General features: G+C 34.8%; 19 protein-coding genes. 3 read left to right on the top strand and 16 right to left on the bottom strand.

Features of this window, described 5'->3' with window-relative positions:
- Nucleotides 1–70: 70 nt before the first annotated feature.
- The gene (gene nox, locus AXE83_RS04740) at nucleotides 71–1,450 is read right to left on the bottom strand and encodes a H2O-forming NADH oxidase (protein ID WP_060955625.1); all 1,380 of its coding nucleotides are present in this window, start codon (nucleotides 1,448–1,450) and stop codon (nucleotides 71–73) included.
- A 317-nt stretch (nucleotides 1,451–1,767) separates the two neighbouring features.
- Here nox and AXE83_RS04735 point away from each other — a divergent pair, with 317 nt between their 5' ends.
- Genes AXE83_RS04735 through AXE83_RS04725 form a run of 3 tightly spaced genes read left to right on the top strand, consistent with a single transcriptional unit; the run spans nucleotide 1,768 to nucleotide 4,581 of the window.
- Nucleotides 1,768–2,688, top strand: coding sequence for an FAD:protein FMN transferase (locus tag AXE83_RS04735; protein ID WP_060955624.1), 921 nt, complete (start codon nucleotides 1,768–1,770; stop codon nucleotides 2,686–2,688).
- A 34-nt stretch (nucleotides 2,689–2,722) separates the two neighbouring features.
- On the top strand, nucleotides 2,723–3,328 hold the full coding sequence (locus AXE83_RS04730; protein ID WP_060955623.1) for an NADPH-dependent FMN reductase: 606 nt from the start codon (nucleotides 2,723–2,725) through the stop codon (nucleotides 3,326–3,328).
- A 17-nt stretch (nucleotides 3,329–3,345) separates the two neighbouring features.
- Entirely contained in the window at nucleotides 3,346–4,581 is a 1,236-nt protein-coding gene (locus AXE83_RS04725) for an NAD(P)H-dependent oxidoreductase (RefSeq protein WP_060955622.1), read from the top strand.
- 196 nt (nucleotides 4,582–4,777) lie between these two features.
- Here AXE83_RS04725 and AXE83_RS04720 read toward each other — a convergent pair whose 3' ends face one another.
- The 15 genes from AXE83_RS04720 to AXE83_RS04650 all read right to left on the bottom strand — a co-directional run bounded on the left by AXE83_RS04720 (nucleotide 4,778) and on the right by AXE83_RS04650 (nucleotide 20,747).
- The gene (locus AXE83_RS04720) at nucleotides 4,778–5,035 is read right to left on the bottom strand and encodes a DUF896 family protein (protein ID WP_000187071.1); all 258 of its coding nucleotides are present in this window, start codon (nucleotides 5,033–5,035) and stop codon (nucleotides 4,778–4,780) included.
- Between the two features lie 29 nt (nucleotides 5,036–5,064).
- Entirely contained in the window at nucleotides 5,065–7,101 is a 2,037-nt protein-coding gene (glyS, locus tag AXE83_RS04715; RefSeq protein WP_060955621.1) for a glycine--tRNA ligase subunit beta, read from the bottom strand.
- A gap of 208 nt (nucleotides 7,102–7,309) precedes the next feature.
- The gene (gene glyQ, locus AXE83_RS04710; RefSeq protein ID WP_060955620.1) at nucleotides 7,310–8,227 is read right to left on the bottom strand and encodes a glycine--tRNA ligase subunit alpha; all 918 of its coding nucleotides are present in this window, start codon (nucleotides 8,225–8,227) and stop codon (nucleotides 7,310–7,312) included.
- 35 nt (nucleotides 8,228–8,262) lie between these two features.
- On the bottom strand, nucleotides 8,263–8,634 hold the full coding sequence (locus AXE83_RS04705) for a GFA family protein (protein WP_000912012.1): 372 nt from the start codon (nucleotides 8,632–8,634) through the stop codon (nucleotides 8,263–8,265).
- A gap of 460 nt (nucleotides 8,635–9,094) precedes the next feature.
- Nucleotides 9,095–10,282, bottom strand: a complete 1,188-nt coding sequence (locus AXE83_RS04700) for a tyrosine-type recombinase/integrase (RefSeq protein WP_049525899.1) — start codon at nucleotides 10,280–10,282, stop codon at nucleotides 9,095–9,097.
- Nucleotides 10,254–10,523, bottom strand: coding sequence for a DUF3173 family protein (locus AXE83_RS04695; RefSeq protein WP_000450956.1), 270 nt, complete (start codon nucleotides 10,521–10,523; stop codon nucleotides 10,254–10,256). The genes AXE83_RS04700 and AXE83_RS04695 overlap by 29 nt, the downstream gene beginning before the upstream one ends.
- Before the next feature lie 658 nt (nucleotides 10,524–11,181).
- Entirely contained in the window at nucleotides 11,182–11,592 is a 411-nt protein-coding gene (locus AXE83_RS04690) for a hypothetical protein (RefSeq protein WP_060955619.1), read from the bottom strand.
- Nucleotides 11,593–11,772: 180 nt separating this feature from the next.
- A complete protein-coding gene (locus AXE83_RS04685) occupies nucleotides 11,773–12,300 on the bottom strand; it encodes a hypothetical protein (RefSeq protein ID WP_022524910.1) in 528 nt (175 codons plus the stop codon).
- Nucleotides 12,301–13,428, bottom strand: coding sequence for a hypothetical protein (locus tag AXE83_RS04680; RefSeq protein WP_150114526.1), 1,128 nt, complete (start codon nucleotides 13,426–13,428; stop codon nucleotides 12,301–12,303).
- Complete coding sequence (locus tag AXE83_RS04675; RefSeq protein WP_060955617.1) at nucleotides 13,403–14,632, bottom strand: ATP-grasp domain-containing protein; 1,230 nt, start codon at nucleotides 14,630–14,632, stop codon at nucleotides 13,403–13,405. The genes AXE83_RS04680 and AXE83_RS04675 overlap by 26 nt, the downstream gene beginning before the upstream one ends.
- Nucleotides 14,633–14,656: 24 nt before the next feature.
- Entirely contained in the window at nucleotides 14,657–15,496 is an 840-nt protein-coding gene (locus tag AXE83_RS04670) for a bis-aminopropyl spermidine synthase family protein (RefSeq protein WP_060955616.1), read from the bottom strand.
- Between the two features lie 22 nt (nucleotides 15,497–15,518).
- Nucleotides 15,519–16,040, bottom strand: a complete 522-nt coding sequence (locus tag AXE83_RS04665; protein ID WP_150114525.1) for a hypothetical protein — start codon at nucleotides 16,038–16,040, stop codon at nucleotides 15,519–15,521.
- Between the two features lie 25 nt (nucleotides 16,041–16,065).
- Nucleotides 16,066–17,277, bottom strand: coding sequence for an ATP-grasp domain-containing protein (locus AXE83_RS04660; RefSeq protein WP_060955614.1), 1,212 nt, complete (start codon nucleotides 17,275–17,277; stop codon nucleotides 16,066–16,068).
- Between the two features lie 17 nt (nucleotides 17,278–17,294).
- Nucleotides 17,295–18,995: an ATP-binding cassette domain-containing protein gene (locus AXE83_RS04655; RefSeq protein WP_060955613.1), complete on the bottom strand. Its 1,701-nt coding sequence runs from the start codon at nucleotides 18,993–18,995 to the stop codon at nucleotides 17,295–17,297.
- A 3-nt stretch (nucleotides 18,996–18,998) separates the two neighbouring features.
- Entirely contained in the window at nucleotides 18,999–20,747 is a 1,749-nt protein-coding gene (locus AXE83_RS04650) for an ATP-binding cassette domain-containing protein (RefSeq protein WP_060955612.1), read from the bottom strand.
- Nucleotides 20,748–20,962 lie beyond the last annotated feature (215 nt).

Here is a 20,962-nt window from a genome sequence, read left to right as displayed (position 1 = left end):
ACTTCGAATTTGAAGTTACTATTTTTTGATGATAAAAACGGAAGAAACAAATCTTCCGTTTTACAAATTATTATTTTTCAGCTGTAAGTGCAGCCATTGTGATGTAGTTGTATGGTTTGTTGAAGTGTGGCAAGAAGAATAGGTCTGTCAATGCCAATTTTTCAATTGTAACATGTTCTTGGATAGCCAATGAGAACATGTGAATTCCCATGCTGATTGCTGAATCACGAGATACCATTTGAGCACCAAGGATTTCACGGCTGTCTTTATCAAAGACAATCTTGATTGCTACTTCATAGTTGTCATGTTTCATAAATTCTGGTTTTTGAAGATCGTTGAAGCCTGTTTCAACAGCATTGTAGCCTGCAGCTTTAGCTTTTTCAAGAGTCAAACCAGTTGAAACCATGTGAAGACCGTAGATTGAGATACCATTTGATCCTTGAACACCGATTCCTTCAAGTTCATGTCCACAAGCATTGTAAGCACCTACGATACCAGTACGTACAGCATTTGATGCAAGAGCGATGTAGCTAGTGTCTTTACGAGCGTTGTCATAAACAGTCGCACAGTCACCCACAGCGAATACTCCTGGAAGTGATGTTTCTTGTTTCTTGTCTACAAGGAAGGCACCGTTGCGGAAAAGTTCAATCTTGCCATCAGCAAGAGCTGTGTTAGGACGGAAACCAACTGCAAGAACAACCATGTCAACATCGAATGTTTCTTTGTCAGTGATCAAGCGTTCAACTTTACCGTCACCTTCGATAGCTTTAACAGTTTGTCCAAGTGCCAGGCGGATGTTGTGGTCTTCCAAGTTTTTAGCCATCAATTGAGTGAAGTCTTTGTCGTAGTATCCGTTTAAGACTGTGTCTACGATGTCAACAAGGACAACTTCTTTTCCAAGACGTTCGAATGCTTCAGCAAGCTCAACACCGATGTATCCACCACCGACAACAGCGATACGCTCAAGGTGTTTGCTCTTGTCAGCAAGTTTATTGATAACTTCTTCTGCGTTTTGGTACAATTTAACGAATTGTACATTTTCAAGAGTTGTTTTGAATTCGCGGTTACCTTTAACAATTTCAACACCTTCGATTGGTGGTAAAATTGGAGTTGAACCAGTCGCAAAGATCAATTTTTCGTATGATTCTTTGTGTTCTTTTCCATCAACTTCAGCAGTAACAACTTTATTATCATAGTCAATTGAAAGAACTGGTGAGTTCATATAAACTTTAGCACCTTTTGCTTCCAATTTTTCTTTATCTGAGTAGAAGAGACCTTCTGGACCATCGATTTGCTCACCAATCCAAAGAGCCATTCCACATCCTAGGAACGAAATGTTTGAGTTTTGGTCAAAGACAACGATTTCATTTTCACTTCCAAAATTGTCCAACATAGTGTTGATACAAGCAGTTCCAGCGTGGTTAGCACCCACGACTACAATTTTACTCATAAGATAATTCCTACCTTTAATTTTTTATTTACCTTTCTAGTATATCATTATCTGTGAGCGTTTACAAGTTTTTTGACTAGTTTACTGTTTTTTTGAAATTTTTTTGAAATATATATCAATTTATTTTCAATCTTTTCAAAGTTTTTTGCACATTTTTTATTTATTCAAGCATATTTCTTGACTTTTTGTAAAAAATAATTTGTGAAAACGCTGACTTTATGATATTCTATTTATATGGAAATGAAATATAAATCTTCAGATTGCTTTCATATCTGGATTTACAACTATTTCCAATTGATTTGAAGGGAGTTGATTTTTTGCCTCTCAGTTCATTATCTGAACGGTTAATGGGAACTACGATTACTATTTCCTTGGTACATGAACAAGCGGATAATCTTCTCCGTCAAGCTTTTGATTTGCTCAAGGAACTTGAATTTCGATTTAATGCGAATAGTACCGAATCGGAATTGATGGAAATTAACTATCAGGCGGGAATTGCCCCAGTTAAGGTCCATCCTGATTTGTTTGAACTGATTTCTTTAGGATTAGAACACAGTCTAGCTCCTGGAAGTCATCTCAACATTAGTATTGGTCCCTTGGTACAAACCTGGCGTATCGGTTTTGCCGATGCCAAAGTTGCTAGTCCTGAAGAAATTTCTTCGGTTTTACCATTGATAGATCCCCGTTTTATCAAGCTTGATTCAATTGATTCTACTGTTTTTTTAGAAAAAAAAGGGATGAAAATTGACTTAGGTTGTTTAGCAAAGGGCTATAGCGCAGATAAGGTTGCTACTTTCTTAAAAGAAAATGGTGTCACTTCTGCTCTTATCAATCTTGGAGGAAACATCCTCACAATTGGAAACAACCAATCAAAAGATGATCGACCGTGGCAAATCGGTATTCAAGATCCTAATCACCCACGCGGTAATCACCTGATGACCTTGTCTATTACTGGTAAGTCAGTTGTTACATCTGGAATTTATGAACGGCATCTTAAAATTGATGGAAAGGATTATCATCACATTTTCGATAGTGAAACTGGCTATCCTATTGAAACGGATTTGGCTAGTTTAACGATTATATCTGACCGCTCAGTTGATGGTGAGATATGGACCACACGATTGTTTGGTGAGCGCAGCGCTTCTATCATGTGGCAAATCGAAAATATCGATGGAATCGAAGCCATCCTTATTGATAAAGATGGACATATCGCTTGTTCATCCGGTATCCAAAGATAATTAATAAATAATGCAAAAAGAGAAAGGAAAGCTCATGCTAAAACTTATTGCTATTGTAGGAACTAACTCTAAACGTTCCACAAACCGCCAACTGCTTAAATATATGCAAAAACACTTTGCTGATAAAGCAGAAATCGAATTGGTAGAAATTAAAGACCTACCAGTCTTCAACAAACCTGCAGATAAACTTATTCCTGCAGAAGCCTTAGAAATTGTTGCAAAAATCGAAGCAGCTGATGGTGTAATTATCGGCACTCCTGAATATGATCACTCAATTCCTGCTGTTCTTATGAGCGCTCTTGCTTGGATTTCTTATGGAGTATTTCCACTTCTTAACAAACCAGTGATGATCACAGGTGCTTCATACGGTACACTCGGTTCTTCACGTGCTCAATTGCAACTCCGTCAAATCCTAAATGCGCCTGAAATTAAAGCAAATGTTCTCCCAGATGAGTTCTTGCTCTCTCATTCTCTTCAAGCATTCGATAAGAATGGTGACTTGGTAGATCTTGATGTTATCAAGAAATTGGATGCCATCTTTGATGACTTCCGTATCTTTGTCAAGATTACAGAAAAATTGCGTAATGCACAAGAACTTCTTCGTAAAGATGCAGAAGAATTTGACTGGGAAAATTTGTAAGATAGGAGATCGAAAGAATGAAATTTGTTGGACTTGTTGGATCAAACTACGACCAATCATATAACCGCAAACTCTTGGAATTCATCCGTCGTAATTTCAAACTGAAATTTGAATTAGAAGTTCTTGAAATCGATGAAGTTCCAATGTTTAACCAAGACGAAAAATGGGACGAAAGTTTCCAATTGCGCCTTCTTTACAATAAAATTACTCGTGCTGATGGTGTGATTATTGCTACTCCTGAGCACAACCATACAATTTCTGCTTCACTCAAGTCAGTTCTTGAATGGCTTTCATATGAAGTACATCCATTTGAAAACAAACCAGTGATGATCGTGGGTGCTTCTTACTACGACCAAGGAACTTCTCGTGCGCAAGTTCACCTTCGTAAGATTCTTGATGCTCCAGGTGTAAATGCCTATACTCTTCCAGGTAATGAATTCCTTCTTGGAAAAGCTAAAGAAGCTTTTGATGCTGATGGAAACATCATCAACGAAGGAACTGTTAAATTCCTTGAAACTTGCTTAGATAACTTTGTCAAATACGTAGGAGTCGTTTCTAAATTGAAAAAACCAAAACCAATTGAACCAGAAGACTTGGATTGTGGAAAACCAATCGCTACAACTATTACAGAAGTTGATCCTGACGATCCAAACTGGGTAGAAAAAGTCGCTGAAATTACAGGTGCTGTTTCAGGTGATACATATGTTAAACTTGACCATGGTATCTTGACTGTTAACCAAATTGATATGTTCTTGAAAGCTATGCCTTTTGAATTGACATATGCTGACGATAACAACCAATTCCTCTACTACAACAACGCTCACCAAGATCCTGATACAATGTTTGCAAAACGTGTACCATCTCAATCTGGTAGCCGTATGTCAACCGTTCACGGTTCACTTCCACCAGCACGTATGAAAAATGTTGAGTGGGTTATTGGAACTCTTAGAAACGGTAACCAAGAATACGTACGTACCATTGTTCCAGGTTCACCTGCTGGTGTTATCAATACTCACAACTACCAAGCAATGTACTATCCTGATGGTTCATATGCTGGTATCAATGAAATTGTCTTTAACTTCCAACCATGGCTTGACTGGTACTTGAAAGAAACAGGTCAACGCTTGGTAGGAGGAAGCGGTCCGTTTGCTTCTGCTGGAGGTCACGGAGATGCCGATGCTACTTCTGGTGCTTCTGACTCAGCTGACGGAGGCCATGGAGATGCAGACGCTACTTCTGGTGCAAGTAACTAATACTCAATGAAAATCAAAGAGCAAACTAGGAAGCTAGCCGCAGGCTGTACTTGAGTACGGCAAGGTGAAGCTGACGTGGTTTGAATTTGATTTTCGATGAGTATAAAATTTAATACTAAAGGAACCTCTTTAGGTTCCTTTTTTTAAAACAAATACTCGGTTAGCATACGCTAACCGAGTATTTAATTTATTCAACTTATGAATTTGGATCGTCAAGACTACGGCCATGCAAACCTTTTTCACGTTGTACCTGACGAAGTTTTTCAGGAGTCACATCATTTCCATCTTCATCTACGATTTTGATTCCTTCAATGTGATGACGAACTGAACGACGATAGCCTTCGATATATTCCTCACGAAGTTTAGCTTGTTCTACTTTTTCTTCTGCAGTCAAGCCTTCTGTTTTTTTCTTTTTCGCAAGCTCATTAATACGAGCGATTTTTTCTGGTGTCATATTTGGATCTCCAATCTACTTTTTAATTTCTATTTTGTATTAAGAAGATTAAAAGCAGCGACTGTTTTCGCTTTATTCACAAGTTCAGTTAGAATAGCTAGACGATTATTCTTAACATCAACATCCTCTGCCATAACCATAGTATTGTCAAAGAAAGCATCAATAACAGGACTAAGGGCAAATAGTTGCGTCAATTTATCGTTAGCTGAACCTTTCAATTCAAGACTTTCGACAGCTTGAACTAGTTCTTTTTCTTGTTCATTTTCAAAGAGGCTAGTATCAACTTTGACGGAGCCTTCTGCTTTTTCCGCTAGGTTAAAGGCACGAGATAATGATTCAACTGATGATTTGTAGTTTTCAGTTTTTGCAGCTTCAGTTAAGGCTTCTGCTGCTTCAATCATATCTGCAACAACAAAGTTTGAACTTGCAAGAACAGCTTCCTTAATATCTTTTGCAGTAGAACCCATCATCTTATCAACACGAGCTTTGATGAAGTTAAGCACTTCTTCTTGATTATCGTAAGTTAGGCTATCAAATGATAAGGCATAAAGGCTAGCAATCAATTCGTCCATTGGAATATTCCATCCAAAGTCTTCCAAGATACGGACAATCCCTTGTGTTGCACGACGAAGAGCATAAGGGTCATTTGAACCAGATGGAATCAAGCCAACAGAGAAGAAGGACAAAAGAGTATCCAATTTATCGGCTAGTGCAAGTATTGCTCCAACTTTAGATTCAGGAAGAGCACCGTCTGCTGAATCAGGAAGATAATGCTCACGAATAGCTTGCGCCACTGCAGCATTTTCACCTGCAAGAAGAGCATATTTCTCACCCATGATCCCTTGAAGCTCATCAAATTCACCAACCATACCAGTCAAGAGGTCAAACTTATAAATAGCTACAGCACGAGCAAGGTCAATAGTTTCATCAACTGATAGACCAGCTTTTTCAGCTAGCAGGATAGCAATTTGTCCTGTACGAATCATGTGTTCACGTAATGAACCAATCTTTTCATGGAAGGTTACGTGTGATAATTTAGCTACAAGATCTTCAATCTTCAATTTTTGGTCTTCACGCCAGAAAAATTCACCATCTTCAAGACGCGCAACTAAGACTTTCTCATTTCCTCGGATGACATTATCCAAATACTCTGCATTTCCGTTACGAACAGAAATAAAGTTTGGTTTTAGATTTCCATCAAGGTCACGAACTACAAAGTAGCGTTGATGAGTCTCCATTGAAGTGACCAAAACCTCTTCTGGAACCTCTAGGTACTTAGGATCAAAATTCCCCATGAAAGCAGTTGGGTATTCAACCAAATTCAGAACTTCATTCAAGAGTCCTTCATCAATTTGTACCAGAACACCTTCTTCAGCTTCAATAGTCTTAATCTGCTCACGAATCATATTTTCGCGTTCAGTGCTATCAGCAATAACATAAACTTTGCGCAGGTCTTCTTCATAGCTATCAGCATGCTGAATTTCTACTTCGTGACCAAGGAAACGATGTCCACGGCTAACTCTTCCTGAATGAATATCTAAGAAATCCATATCGAGTGCCACATCATTCAAAAGAACTGTCAACGTATGGACTGGACGGATATATTCAAAGGTATTGTTTGCCCAGTGCATACTTACTGGGAAGCTTAAACTAGCCAAAACTTCTGGAATTCCAGCCAAAACTTCCTCAGCTGGTTTTCCAGCTTCATGCTTAGTTACGTAGACATATTCTTCACCTTTGATTTCACGAAATTCTATATCATCTACAGTCAAGCCTTTACCACGGACAAAGCCTTGCGCTGCTTTAGAGAAATTTCCTTCTGCATCCAAGGCAATTTTTTTAGAAGGTCCTTTAAAATCTTCAGTCAAATCCGTTTGTTGGTCTGCTAAACCAAGTACGCGAACAGCCAAACGACGTGGAGTTGAGAAGGTTTGAATTCCTTCGTATGAAAGACGGTTATTATCCAAGAAGGCTGCCATTTTTTCGCCTAGTTGTTTTTCACTTGGTGTGACAACGTAGGCAGGTAACTCTTCGAGTCCTAGTTCTACTAATAAGTTTTTTGTCATGTTTTTTCTCCGAAAAATATCTTTTTTTCCAGTTCGCCTTATGTGATTGGCACGCAAGCAACCGACTTCGTCGTTTCATTGCTAAAATTGGAGCCTAAAGTCTCCAATTTTGCCTGGTATCGTTAGTTTCTCTAACGATACCTTTATCACTGCGGCAACTGTTTTTGTAGGATTGCTCTATCAGACAATCCCATCTAATACGCTCTCTTTATTCTTCCTCTTCTGCTAGGAGTTTGGCGCGTGTTGCCTCGTCGAGAAGTGGGTAGCCAAGTTTCTTACGTTCGGCGACGAAAGTTTTAGCTACAACACGGGCCAAGTTTCGAATACGGGCAATGTAACCGGCACGTTCTGTAACAGATACGGCTCCACGAGCATCAAGCAAGTTGAAGGTATGTGAACATTTCAAAACATAGTCGTAGGCTGGGTGCACAAGACCTAGTTCTAATGCACGTCCAGCTTCTTTTTCAAATTTTTCAAAGTTTTCAAGAAGCATGTCTTGGTCTGAAACTTCAAAGCTGTATTTTGAATGCTCGTATTCAGGTTGAAGGAAGATTTCTCCGTATTTAACACCTGGAGCCCACTCGATATCGTAAACTGAGTCTACCTCTTGAATGTAAGAAGCTAAACGTTCCAAACCATAAGTAACCTCAGCTGTAACAGGACCAGTTGCCAAGCCACCGACTTGTTGGAAGTAAGTGAATTGAGTAATTTCCATACCGTCAAGCCAAACTTCCCATCCAAGACCAGCTGAACCAGTTGATGGGTTTTCCCAGTTATCTTCAACGAAACGAATATCGTGTTCCAAAGGATTGATTCCCAATTTCTCCAAAGACTCAAGGTAAAGCTCCTGAATATTTGCTGGAGAAGGTTTCATAACCACTTGGAATTGATGGTGTTGGTAAAGACGGTTTGGATTTTCCCCGTAACGACCGTCTGCTGGACGACGTGATGGCTCTACATAAGCTGCATTCCATGGCTCAGGACCAATAGCACGAAGGAAAGTGTAAGGACTCATGGTTCCCGCACCTTTTTCGTTATCATAAGCCTGCATGAGCATACAACCCTGGTCATTCCAGTATTGTTGCAAAGTAAGGATGATTTCCTGGAAAGTCAATTTTTTAGACATTGTTTACTCCTTTAATTTATATTATCTTCTTAGATTTATTTATCAAGCAACCAAGAAAAGGCTGGGTCCTGAAAAATATGACGTTTAGGAACAGTTTGTAAATTCTGATCGCATTCATCTATTGTACCTAATTTCAAAGCACAGACTTCTGGTATATTTTCTTGAACAGTAAAAATTTGACTATGACAGTTCTGGCAGTAATAACGCTGTTTTCCTGGAGAAGAACTATAGGAAACAAGCTTTTCTTTTCCATGCAATACTAGCTTTTCACTGCTAACTTTAGCATTAACTGTATAGGCAGACGCAGTTGCTTTCCGACAAAATGAGCAATGACAAAAAACTAATTCCGATAATTCCTCATCTAGAGTGTAGGTCACTGCTTTACATAAACAAGATCCTTTAAGCATTATGCTCCTTTCTACTTAGGCATTAGACGAATTCAAAAAGAACCGAATTTCAACACCCAAGCCTTGCGACTAGGGGCGTCAGAAACGCGGTTCCACCCTAATTTATTACTTCATTATTTTTTAAAATTTACCAAAAGCGCCACACTCATCTCTCAACCACCTGACTCTCACTATCTCAGGCTCGCTTGGGATTTACTGATAAGATATTCTTTCTTGTCGTCTATTATATCAAAAAGGAATAAAAAAGTAAAATTATTTTATCACTAGTCCTATATATTTCTTAGCCAAAATTTAACAGCCCCAATTTGTGCCCCTTTTTGAACAAAAAGAAAAACCGCTACTCCTAAGAATAACGGTTTAATCATGTTTTTAAGCTACAAATGTAGTTGCTCTATTATTTAAGAGTAACAATTTGCAAATCCTATTTTCTCCCAGTATTAGTGGGTTAATTCCTCAATTTTCAACTCTGGCAGGAATTTGGTAGGTAAATTGATAATCCAAGATTATCTAAACTGTTTGTAATCTCTTCTGAAATTGTTGAATCACCTGAATAATACCAATGACTATATGTATTCAACGTAGTTGACTTATCAGCGTGTCCTAATCGATATGAAACATATAAAGTATCCTTATGTAACACATTTATAAGATAAGATGCATGACTATGTCTTAATCCTTTCCCCGTAATTTCTGGTACACCAGTAATCTTAGCATGCCTTTTTATTATCCTAGAAATTGTAGACTTACACAAGGGGGCACCAAAACGTGATATTACATAATCTTTTTCATCATTCTTGATTTGAACTTCTCGCCATTTTCTAAGTATTGTAATCGTAAAATCATCTAAATCAATTTTACGATTCCCTGCTACTGTCTTTGTTTGTTGTTTAGCATACCATACACCGTTTTTGTCTTTCTCAATTGTCGAATGAACATGAATCCATTTACGTTCAAAATCAATATCTTCCCATTTAAGAGCAATACCCTCACTAACTCTTAAACCAGTCATAAAATATAACCAGATCGTCATGTAATTATGGAGTCCCTCATACTCACTAATATCAAAAGAGTTTATTACCTTCTTAAATTCATCAAATGTCCAAAATTTTGTATCAGGGTGTTTTCCTCTAGGATTATCTAATCCTTTAAAAGGAACTCTATCAATATAACCCAATCTTTCTGCATAGCCCAGACATGCTTTAAATCTAGACCACATATTTTTAGCATAGTTACTAGAATACTTGTCTATAATAGCTAAGCGAAATCTTTCACAGTCAATAGTACTAATATCTGATAATTTTTTACTACCAAATTGCTTAATAAATAATTGATGATGTGGTAAAGCGGTCTGATAAGTTACAAATTGAACTTTTTGTTGATAATATTTTAAATAAATCTCTTCCATAAACTCTCTAAAAGTTAGAAAACTATTATTAGTAGTAGAGTTCACAAATTCATGTTTTAAACGAAGTATCTCTTCATATGCTTCCTTAAAAGAATTAAACGGTAGTCCTTGTTGATTTTTCCTTCCTTTCTTTTGGATTCTTTTCCCAGTTATTGGATCAACTCCTAATTCAATTTGAAAATAAATTTTTCCTTTTGAATCTTTGTATACACCTTTATATTTCTTTGTCTTTGATATAACCATTTTTCTCACCTTCTATATCTGAAAAAGAAATACCAATTAAATTTTCTACAATATTTTTAGGAGCAATGCCTAACCTTTTATTATCGAAAGGTGAACATCCTAATTGTACCGCATTCTTATCATTTTTTCTAGCTTCTTCAAACTTTTTTACAGCAATCTTTTTTGCTTGTCTAATAATATTTCTTGATGTGTGCTCTGGAAAACCAATCGCAACTAAATCTTTATAGTTTACTGTTTCCATGATTTTACTACTTCCTTTCTTAGATTTTTTCACATCCATGGCATGACTGATGAAGTCATCATAAGAATTTCACTTGCTGCTCTTTTACGGTGGCAGTCTGAACGGTCAGAAGTATCATTGTATATCATTCGTATCATGGCATATAAAGTATCGCTCTATTTTATTGATGGTTTAAAAATCGCTCTTATATCAATTTGTCAGCCAGTTTAGTACTAACATTTGTACTATTTTTAATTTTTTTGTGTAACATCTCTGAAAGTAAACGATATTCGTCATTTGTTATTAATTTTAGACTTAAAAGTCTATTTAACATACTACAAAATAAACAATAATCAATTATTGCCTCCATAAAATTTCTCCTAGTTAAAATCAAACTATAGTTTTACGACATTGGCAGGTGTGCTGACGCACAACATAGAAATCTCATCTCTCCTCTATTAACGATTGAGAAGCAACAACGTTTAGAAGTATCATTGTCCCTAGAATGTGTCTTGGCATAGAGTGTCGGTCTATTGTCTCATCAAGATTTATCGCTCGCTTACGGTCTTGGCGTCTTGTGAGATTGCTCGGCAAACTAGGAAAGTCCCACCGTGGTCTATTCAATTTTCAATGAACAATAGGCATTTTTGTCTCTTACTCTTTAAGTGAAAAATATGCCTTACTGTTCAAAAAATTTTCTAAGTTTTTTCAAAATCTTGTCTCTCAGGTAGGCCAGACTACTTGGAGGAATATGTTTTTTCTCTGCTAACGCTCTAATGGATAGCTCTTTAAAATATAAATCCGAAATTAGGGCATACTCTTCATCATTTAACTTTGACAAAGCTAATTCAAGAAGTTTCAACAGCTCCCTAGTCTCAACAATTTTCTCAATATCTATGGACTTGTCTGCTAGTTTATCAAGGATGTCATATTCATAATCTCCAAAACTTGAAAACGGCAATACATTATATTTTGCATCTAAACGTTTCAAATAATTCTCACGATTTGTTAACTGCCAATAAGCCTTATAGACTTCCTCTGATACTTCAACTTTCTTACCATTTACTAAAATGTAATAATCTTTTTCCATCTTGTTGCTCCGAATAAAATGACTTCAATAGCCTTCACTGTATTAGTGAATTTTTATAGGGAGTGAACAAAGTAAGTAAGGTAAAAAGTTTCACATATTTGATTTATTAAAAATATTCGAACCTAAAAGACCTTGCCAGTCTGTATGTATCTGACAAGGTCTGTTTCGGTCTCTTTAAATCTATATAAATTTTTCTAAAAAACTGGGAGTTTCAATTTCTTGACTGAATTTGTTAACTATATCTCTAGTAAATAAACCGAGAAACTCCAGACTCTCATTCGGATTTATTTCAAACAATGAATAATCAGCTTTTTCAAGGTACTCATGAAGTTCTTGATAATTTTTTATATAACTATATCCCTGAGGTGCAGAAAAATTAGGAGACATCTTTTTAGCTTCCTCTAGTAGAACTGGGCTATCTAAAAGCGATAATGAATGAATAGCGGAAAAATACTTGGCTCCTTCTCGATAATGATTGTTTAAATTCAAACAATAGTCATTATTTAAATCAGAATCATTTAAGAACGACTTAATCTCATTTCGTTTCCCCATAACCATTTTTCCTACAATCATTTTAGCAGGTGCAGATAAATAAAGGTAAGCAACCGTTTGTTGTTCAGGAATTCTTGAACGATATTCAAAATGTTTCTTTTGGGTTAATAAGGCTCTAAAGAACTCCGGTTTAAAACTCAGAATAATTTTCTTCAATTAAAACTCCTCCTTCATTACCTCTAGCAAATAATTTACAGTGTAATCTCTAAAGAAATACTTTGGATCACTTGCCCAAGGTGAAAAGACATTCCATAACTTTTTAATCGCATCATCTCCTAGCTCATCTTTAATCAGTGAGATATTAACAATATACTCATCATACATACCACGATATGCTGAATCTCCTCCAACATATTTACGTTTTGAAAGTTTTGAACCTGAACGATCTAAAATTTGTGGTGTATATATAAGTGTCGGAATCTGGTTATACCCCATTTCCTTCAATCCTTCATAATAGACACGCAGAGGCCATACGCCACCCCAATCAGAGCCTTCAAATACAATACTCAGTGTATTATTTTTGGCATCATTCTCAATGATAGAGATCCCTTTCATAAGATTTCTCATTGGTACATTGGGATTGACTTCCACTTCATTTGTTTCATCAAATGTCAATTCACAGAAACCATGTTCTGGACATTCTGTGCTAAATTCTAACTTATCCTTATAAACTGTGATTTTAGTATCTTTAGTATTTGTGCTGTACAAACCACACTGGGGACACGCTAGTCTAGTACGAAGTTTATTTTCTTTTGGTGTAATAATTTTGGCAATCCTATCATGATTATTATACATATCAATCAGCGCCCGACGTGCATGACGTTCCTTTTGAAACTCATTGAATGTTCTGATTTTATAATCAACACCAGAGAGTTCACTTAATTCTGACAACAATTCTTCAAAAAACACACGATAGAATTCATAATCACTTAACTTACTATCCTTACTATACGTATGGTTTAAGGGCTTGAAATATACACTTTCCTCATGAACTACTTTTTCTCCTTTAGCATGTTCTAAGAGATCCAATGTTACTTCAACTTCTACCCTATATTTTTTTCTTAAAATATCTGCATATGCAAATCCAAATATAAAGTTAATTAAAGTACCAAAATGAGGGTAACTATTTGGTTGCGCACACAAAAGTATATTGACCTTATTAACTCCATCCATCTTTAAGTCAACAATCTGTGTAGTATCATTTAAAATATAGTTCATTCCTAAAAGTGGAAAATACGTAGCATCCATCATTATCCCCTTATTCTGTTTCAAATTTAAATTCATTTAGTATTTTATCTTTTAAAGAAAGGACATCATCAATATTTTCTGCAGTATATACAGATTGAAATACTTTAGTGGCACAGTGTTTCCCAAGCCCTAAAGAGTCCCCGGCTTTAATATATACATCAGCTGATTTTACTCCATCCAATTTTAAAATTTCATCAACATCAGACACAAATGTCACTTTACCCTTTTTAGGATAAACTATAGTCCATCCTCCCTGGTTGACTTGACTAATTATTTCATTAGGAATTAGTTCCTCATGATTTGATTGGAGGTTATACTCAACTTCAAAAAGATTTGTTCCAAATAACGATTCAATGACTGGGACAACTCCCGCCCCTCCCGGCCTGACCCCAATCTCACAAAAATAGATACCATTGACTGAATTTATAAGCTCTAAGTGGAGTGTCACTTTGTCCATCCCATAGCACGCTATAACTTCATGAGCCGCATCTATAAGTTTATCTCTAAGTTGACTATCACTAACTGACACTGCAGATAAAGATTTATTTGATTTAAACTCAAATTGATTTTCTTGATACATCATCAAGTTATTAATTATTGGGGTCTTATTAATAACAAATGTATCATAGTGAAACACTTGACCTTCTATAAATTCCTGAATTATATAGCTTTTATCTTTACGTATATTTTCTGTAAGTTCTTTCACCTCTAAATCAGACAAATCACTTGTAAAAATTGCCATATCTTTGGAGCCCATACCATCCTTTCTTTTCGCTATAACTTTTTTAAATTTTTTTAGCAGTCTCACAACCTGACTATAATCTATATAGTCCTCTGTATATGGAATTTTAACAGAGTTTATACCACTATTTTCAAGCACATCAATCATGAGCTTCTTATCTCTAAAAGTGATAACATCCTCTGGCTTTTTTCCATCAATTTTGAAATGTTGCCGTAAATATGCGGCACTTAATAAGCAGTATTCTTCAAAAGCAAAAATATGCTCAATAGTGGCTTTTGAACCGATACAACTGATTAATTCTTCTAGTTTTTTTATTTTTACATTGGTTGAAATAGTGACTTCAGTTTCAACTGTAAGTAAATTTTCCAAGTAGTCCTCTGTGTATTCTAGACTCCCTACAGGTGTTATAATATGTATTTGATCTACATTCTGGGCTTCTTTTATGATAAAATCTAAAAAATTATTTAAACCCAATAAAATAAATATTGATGTTTTCATTAAGCTTCCTTTCTAATTTTAACATTACCAAAACTTTGTTCCATAAATCCAATCATAATTTGGATAACCATAAATAGTTCCATCGTCGCTTATATTTTTAGGAATTTCGCGCTCCTTACCATAAAGATTTATTACGTACTCTTTAGGAAGAATATGACCTTCAAATTCAGATGAAGTGTTTTCAACCCTATCAACAATTAATGTTGCTGAAGTTAATCCTGGTGCTTCAGGCAAGTGATAACTGTGCATACCCGTAACCATATCACGAATTACAAAACCACTTTTGATTAAAAAATCTTGAATATTTCTCATAGCTTCAACAGTCCATAAAACATTCTCATCATAGGGTATAACCAAACATCCAGACGACTCTTGTTTACATAACTCCATACATCTATGTAACCAAGCAATCGTACTTAACCCTTTATTTTTAGAACCATAAGGTGGATTTATATAGAAAAAGTCAAATTTTTGTTTTAGATCTGGATCAACTTTATCAATGACATTATAAATGGAAGCTTTCACTGGAACTGAAAACTCGAAATCTTTAGAAAATTTATCAATGTTATTGACCATTCTCTCATCAAAGTCAAGAACAGTGAGGCTCTTAGGTTTAGAGGTAAGTCCTTGTGTTGCAAACAACCCAAACATCATGCTCATTCCATCACCATCACCAAGAAATAGCACATCTTTATCACTTAAAAAACTATGCATTAGCATTGTTTGTTGTATCATATCACCACCATGCATAAAAATCTGGTCAAAGGTTCTGTTAGCTGATGGCCTTCTATATGTTACTTGGTCTGCCAAGTTAACCATTTGTTGTGAAATTGAAGAATTTAAGTTAGCAAATAAATTTTTCAAAACATTTCTCCTATTTTATTTTTTATTTTGTAAAAACTGCGAAGGGGGCTATTACTTCTGCAAGCAGTGTAATTTTTACCGTCTTATGATTAGTGGTGTAACTATCTGTTTTAACTGCACACGCTTTATCCACTCGATAACGGATATAATCACTCAAAATCGTTCCACATTTATTTCCGATTCCAACAGAATATGTATCCAAAGATAAATCAAAATTGCAAACTGTTAAATTTTTGATGCACAAAGCAAATTTTGAACCCAATACATTAATTTTTTCATCTATGGGAGACCAATCTACATTATCAATCGAGAAGTAATGACTCTTATCGGGAGTATTATTCAACTTCGATTCTGTTAAAGACATAACTAGATAAAGCTTTTCTCCTTTTTTATAGACATTCTCTGCAAAAGGTTGAACTTGAGTTAAAGGGTGACAAAAGTTTCCCCCATATCCCCAAAAAGTATATCCAACTTTTGCTATCTCATCTTGTTTACGCCTCACTATACTATCAACTGTTTCACCGGCATGTACACCGTACTTCATGTATATAATGTTATCCATTTAACTATTACTCTCTTTCATACTCAATACAGATCTCACTAAAATATTTTCTAGCTGCCTCTTCTATATCAGTTCCCGACAACATAATATAGCCCCATTTTCTATCAAATGAATTTTGTATAGGGTTGACATCTAATGTTGTAAAATCAAGCCTATCTTTTACATAAATATCATCTGAAAAAGTATGAGAATACTTTGTAACAGATGATATTTTACCAACCTCAGGGATATAATAAAATATTCCAGACCTCCCTTTATTTGTTACTAAAGGCAGCTGTTCACCATCTAACGCTTTAAAAAATAAATAGTATGGATTATAACCTGATACATTTTCGACTAAATCTGGTATGCAATCTCCCCCAGCTCTTAGATGAGATTCCACGACATATACCTCATTAGTTCCCTTCTCAATTATCATTTCTGTGTGTCCCAATGTAGTATTGACGTTAAGATGATTAAAGATTTTCCTAACATTATTATAAATATCATTGACAAGGTAAGATTCTAAATTTGCACAGAAGACATGACCACTCTCAACAAATTGTGAGTGAGGTGTCCCTTTCGGAATCTTATACTTATCTGTTATCCCAAATATCTGTGTAACTCCATCATAAGTTAATGTCTCAACGCTTACTTCTTTACCATCAATAAATTTTTCCATAATCAACCATCCATTGGATAACGACTCATTAAGTTGTTTTGGAAAAATATCTTCGAATCTATCTTCAGGTGATATCAAAAGGATATCTTGACTTCCTTGACCTGCAACTGGTTTTATAATTGATTTTCCATTGACCTTTAAAAATTGTCTCACGTCGTCAACAGTTTTGGGAACGATATTAGGCACTAGTTTTAAATTGATTGACTTTAAAAAATCTCTCATTTTCTTTTTATCTATAAGTATATCTACCGATTCTTTGGTTACAAACCGATTTTCAGATAAAAGCTTTTCAGAATAGACAGCTGATTTTAAGACTCCGTCCCTAGTATCAGTAAACGAAACAATACCAGCTACAATGTTAGTAGATACAATTCTATCAATTAACCCATCTAATTCTGATAAATTATTTATGATCACAGTTTCATCTGCAAAATTACATGCTTTAATAAATGTACTGTGTAACATATTGGATTGAAGTATATTGATAACATAAAATCCTTGTTCTTTAGCAGCCTTTACAACTGCTTTATGTCCAAAAAGTACTATAATTTTCTTCATGTTTGTTTCACCTCCAATTAAGTTATGTGCGTCTCTAAAATATTTATGTCATTTTCCACATAAATTTTGCTCTGCTTGCTAAACAATTCATAATAAGCACCTTTTTTAGTCATTAACTCATCATGACTACCAGTCTCAATGATTTTGCCACCTTTTAGAAAATAGATAGTGTCTGCAATCTGGCAATTAGCAAGTCGATGAGAAATAAATACCTTTGTCTCAATATCATGCAACTTGGAGACTGTTTCAAATATGGTATGCTCATTTTCAATGTCTAATGAAGCAGTTGGTTCATCTAAAATAAGTAGTTGAGAATCTTGATATAATCCTCGTGCAATTGTTAAGCGTTGGAATTGACCACCAGATAAGCTAATACCGTCAGCATTCACAGTGGGATTTAGTTTTTTCCCTAAAAAATTTTCATCCTGCAACAATATTGACTCTAAATTCACTGATTGAATAACGGACTCAATTTTGCTTCTCTCCTTCTCCTTATCAATAATAATGTTATCTATTATACTTTCTGGAAATTGGATTGACTCTTGTTGAACAAACGCATAATTATGATTTACTCCGTTAGAAACAGATCCAGTTTGTGGTTCTAGAATCCCGGCAATAATACCAATTAAGGTTGTTTTTCCACTTCCATTTTCACCTACTAAAGCTACTGTTTCTCCTTTTTTAATCTTCATTGTAAGGTTATCAATGACTTTATTACTTCCTGTATAGGCGTAAGAAATATTATTCATCTCAATAGCGTACTCACTGGTGTCATCAAAATTACTTGGTACACATTTTAATTTATCTAGGCTATAATAAGACGAAAGTTGGGTGCAGACGGTCAATAATTGTAAGTAAGCTGCAAAAGAGTTTTCAATCATGCCAACAAAAGTAAATAGTGCGGTAATAGCGAGGCTAAGTTCAGAAAATGCTTGATTTTTTGATAAAGTGATTAACATGATTGAACCGATAACTAGACTAGCCACACCTAAAAATGAACTGACACCATCAAAAAAGGCAACTCTAAACATCCCTTTTCGGAGTGTCTTATTTGTCTTTGCTGTATACTTATGAAACCGTGAATTTACTAAAATAGATAGATCATAAACTTTATTATCACTTAAAAATAGTTCATTCTTTGCTAGTTGTTCAAAATAGTTAAGTCCCTTATTGATGTTTAATAACTTATTTGTTCTCATCAATAGTATTTTCTTTTTTAACTCGTTTATGCCAATAGATAGCCCGACTATCACTACGCATGTTAGTGCCACAAATGGATTGATCTTACTAATGATAGCAGCGCTAAAAAGCAATGTTACAGATGTGTAGACTAGTGTAGTAATAATTTCATAATATCGAATGAAAAGAGACTGGTTATCGATAGCAAATAAGGTATTTGATAACTTTGTTCTAATCTCTGATGATTGTAATTCTGAGTAAGTATGGCTCAACATTTTTGATACAATCTTAGTCTTCTTTGACTCAGATAACACCTGATAGAACATTTCAGCCTTTTTAGTTGCGAAATCTGATATTAAACGACAAATTAAATAGAACAGTATAATAACTAAGATAAAAAGCAAATTAAATTGATCACTGTAGGCCGTAAGGAGATAGACTAATACCGTAGGAAAAAGGTTAAAAAGTGTATTTGTCATCACTAACAGAGTCACATAGAGAATAAATACTGGTATGAATTTTCTTTTGATACAATCCATAGATTATTCCTCCCCATATCCCTTATTCTGTAGTTTGTATAAGTTAGCGTAATATCCATTATTTTCTAAAAGTTCGTGGTGCTTGCCTGTTTCAACAAGTTCACCATTATCTAATACTAAAATATCATCAGAAAATTTAGTAGCCAACAACCGATGTGTTACTATAATAGACATCTTTTCTGAAGTTATTTTCAAAAACTCCCTAATTGTTTTTACTTCATTATTAATATCCATGGCTGAAGTGGCTTCATCTAAGATATATAAACTTGAATCTTTCATCATAGAACGAAGTAATAACAGCATTTGGACCTGTCCGCCAGAAAGTTGTACTCCTTCTTCTGAAAAATATTTGGTATAGTGACTATCAATTCCTTGTGGTAGATTTCTAATCATATCCTGTATTTCTAATTCTTTTATCAAGGTATCTAATCGTTTGATTTGTGAGCAATCAAATTTCGATAATACATTTTCTCGAAATGTAAAGGCAAGAAAATCAGTTTTTTGAAAAACAGTTGCAAGTTGCTGGTGATAACTTTTCAAATCGATTTTGTTTAAATCAATCCCATTCACTAAAATCTGTCCGACAGTTGGCCTTATAAAACCACATAATAATTTAATTAGAGTTGTTTTACCAGAACCACTCTCGCCAACAATTGCTACTCGATTGGGAGATTCAAAACAATATTTTATATCCTTCAAAACATACTGGTCACTATTGGGATATTTATAAGAAACATCTACAAACTCTACCTTGTTAATTTCTCCAATACTTACTTTTTGAACTTCATTTTGATAAGTAGTAGTCAAGCATAAAAAGTCTTCATATAAGTCATATAGACGAATATCTGTTTTTATTTTTTCTCCATTTTTCAATAGTTTGCTTATATTATCCTGAACCACTTTAATCATTGATAGATAAAAGATTCCGTCTGTAACTCTCAGATATCCACTATGAACACCTAGTAAAATCAAAATGATTCCTGTTAGATAAGGAAGAGCAGATAACACACTAATATACAATAAATTCAAACCATACTGATTAATTTTATTCGTACTCAATTCATAGAACTGTAAAAGTCTGTCAGACAACTTTTTCTGTACAAAATTTTCATAGCTCGATGATTTAATTTCACGTAGCATTTTGCTATCCGTTAAAACACTGGAATAAAATCCTGTATAATTCTTTTGACTTTGTGCTAATACATCAATCGCTTGATTTAATTCAGGAATTTTACCATTAAAATAGTGAACCAACAAAGCTAGTAAAGTCATGACAATCATAAATACCCTAGTCAAATTATCGTTCATGATTGCGATTAAAACTAATGAAGAAATAATTGCGAGAGAGGATGGGACTAACTTCATCAATCGCTGATATCCTTTCCAACTTTGAGCAGAAAATAGTTCCCCATTCCTATTTGTTGTTAAATCTATCTCTGAGATTGTACTTTCAATTGGTAGATCTATTGTTTTTTCAAAATAAGAAGTTACCAAATAGGATAATCGAAATTCTGCTAACTCTGTTTCAAAAATTTGTGATAGTGGGGGACCCAAGAAGCTCAGAAGGAGATAGAATACAGAACTTACAATCGTTAGTTGAAGATTACTTACTCCTTCAATATAATTTAAAAACCCCTTTAAAAACATAACACTAGATACTGGTAAAATTGCATATATCAGTGTAAAAATAACTGTCAGTGAAATGAGTTTTCGATTTGAATAATGTCTGTAGATACTTCCTATTTTTTTCATAAGTAACCTTCCTTCAGTAATTTTTTCTGTACGTTTAGGAGTGGGAGAGTAGATTAGTATCTACTCTCCCTTATGTACATAAGGACTCATCCATCCTTATTGCTTTTAGGATTAACCACCTACAATGATTAATATGTCACATATAATAAACAGTAAAATTTTTATGAGCCTCTTCATAAACTTTTTCCTTTCCTTTATTTTAGACTTATTGTAAA

Origin of the sequence: Streptococcus sp. oral taxon 431 (assembly GCF_001553685.1) — a bacterium.
Taxonomy (GTDB): Bacteria; Bacillota; Bacilli; order Lactobacillales; family Streptococcaceae; genus Streptococcus.
Note: the sequence above shows the minus strand (reverse complement) of the source record. Positions and strands in the feature narration are given on the sequence as shown.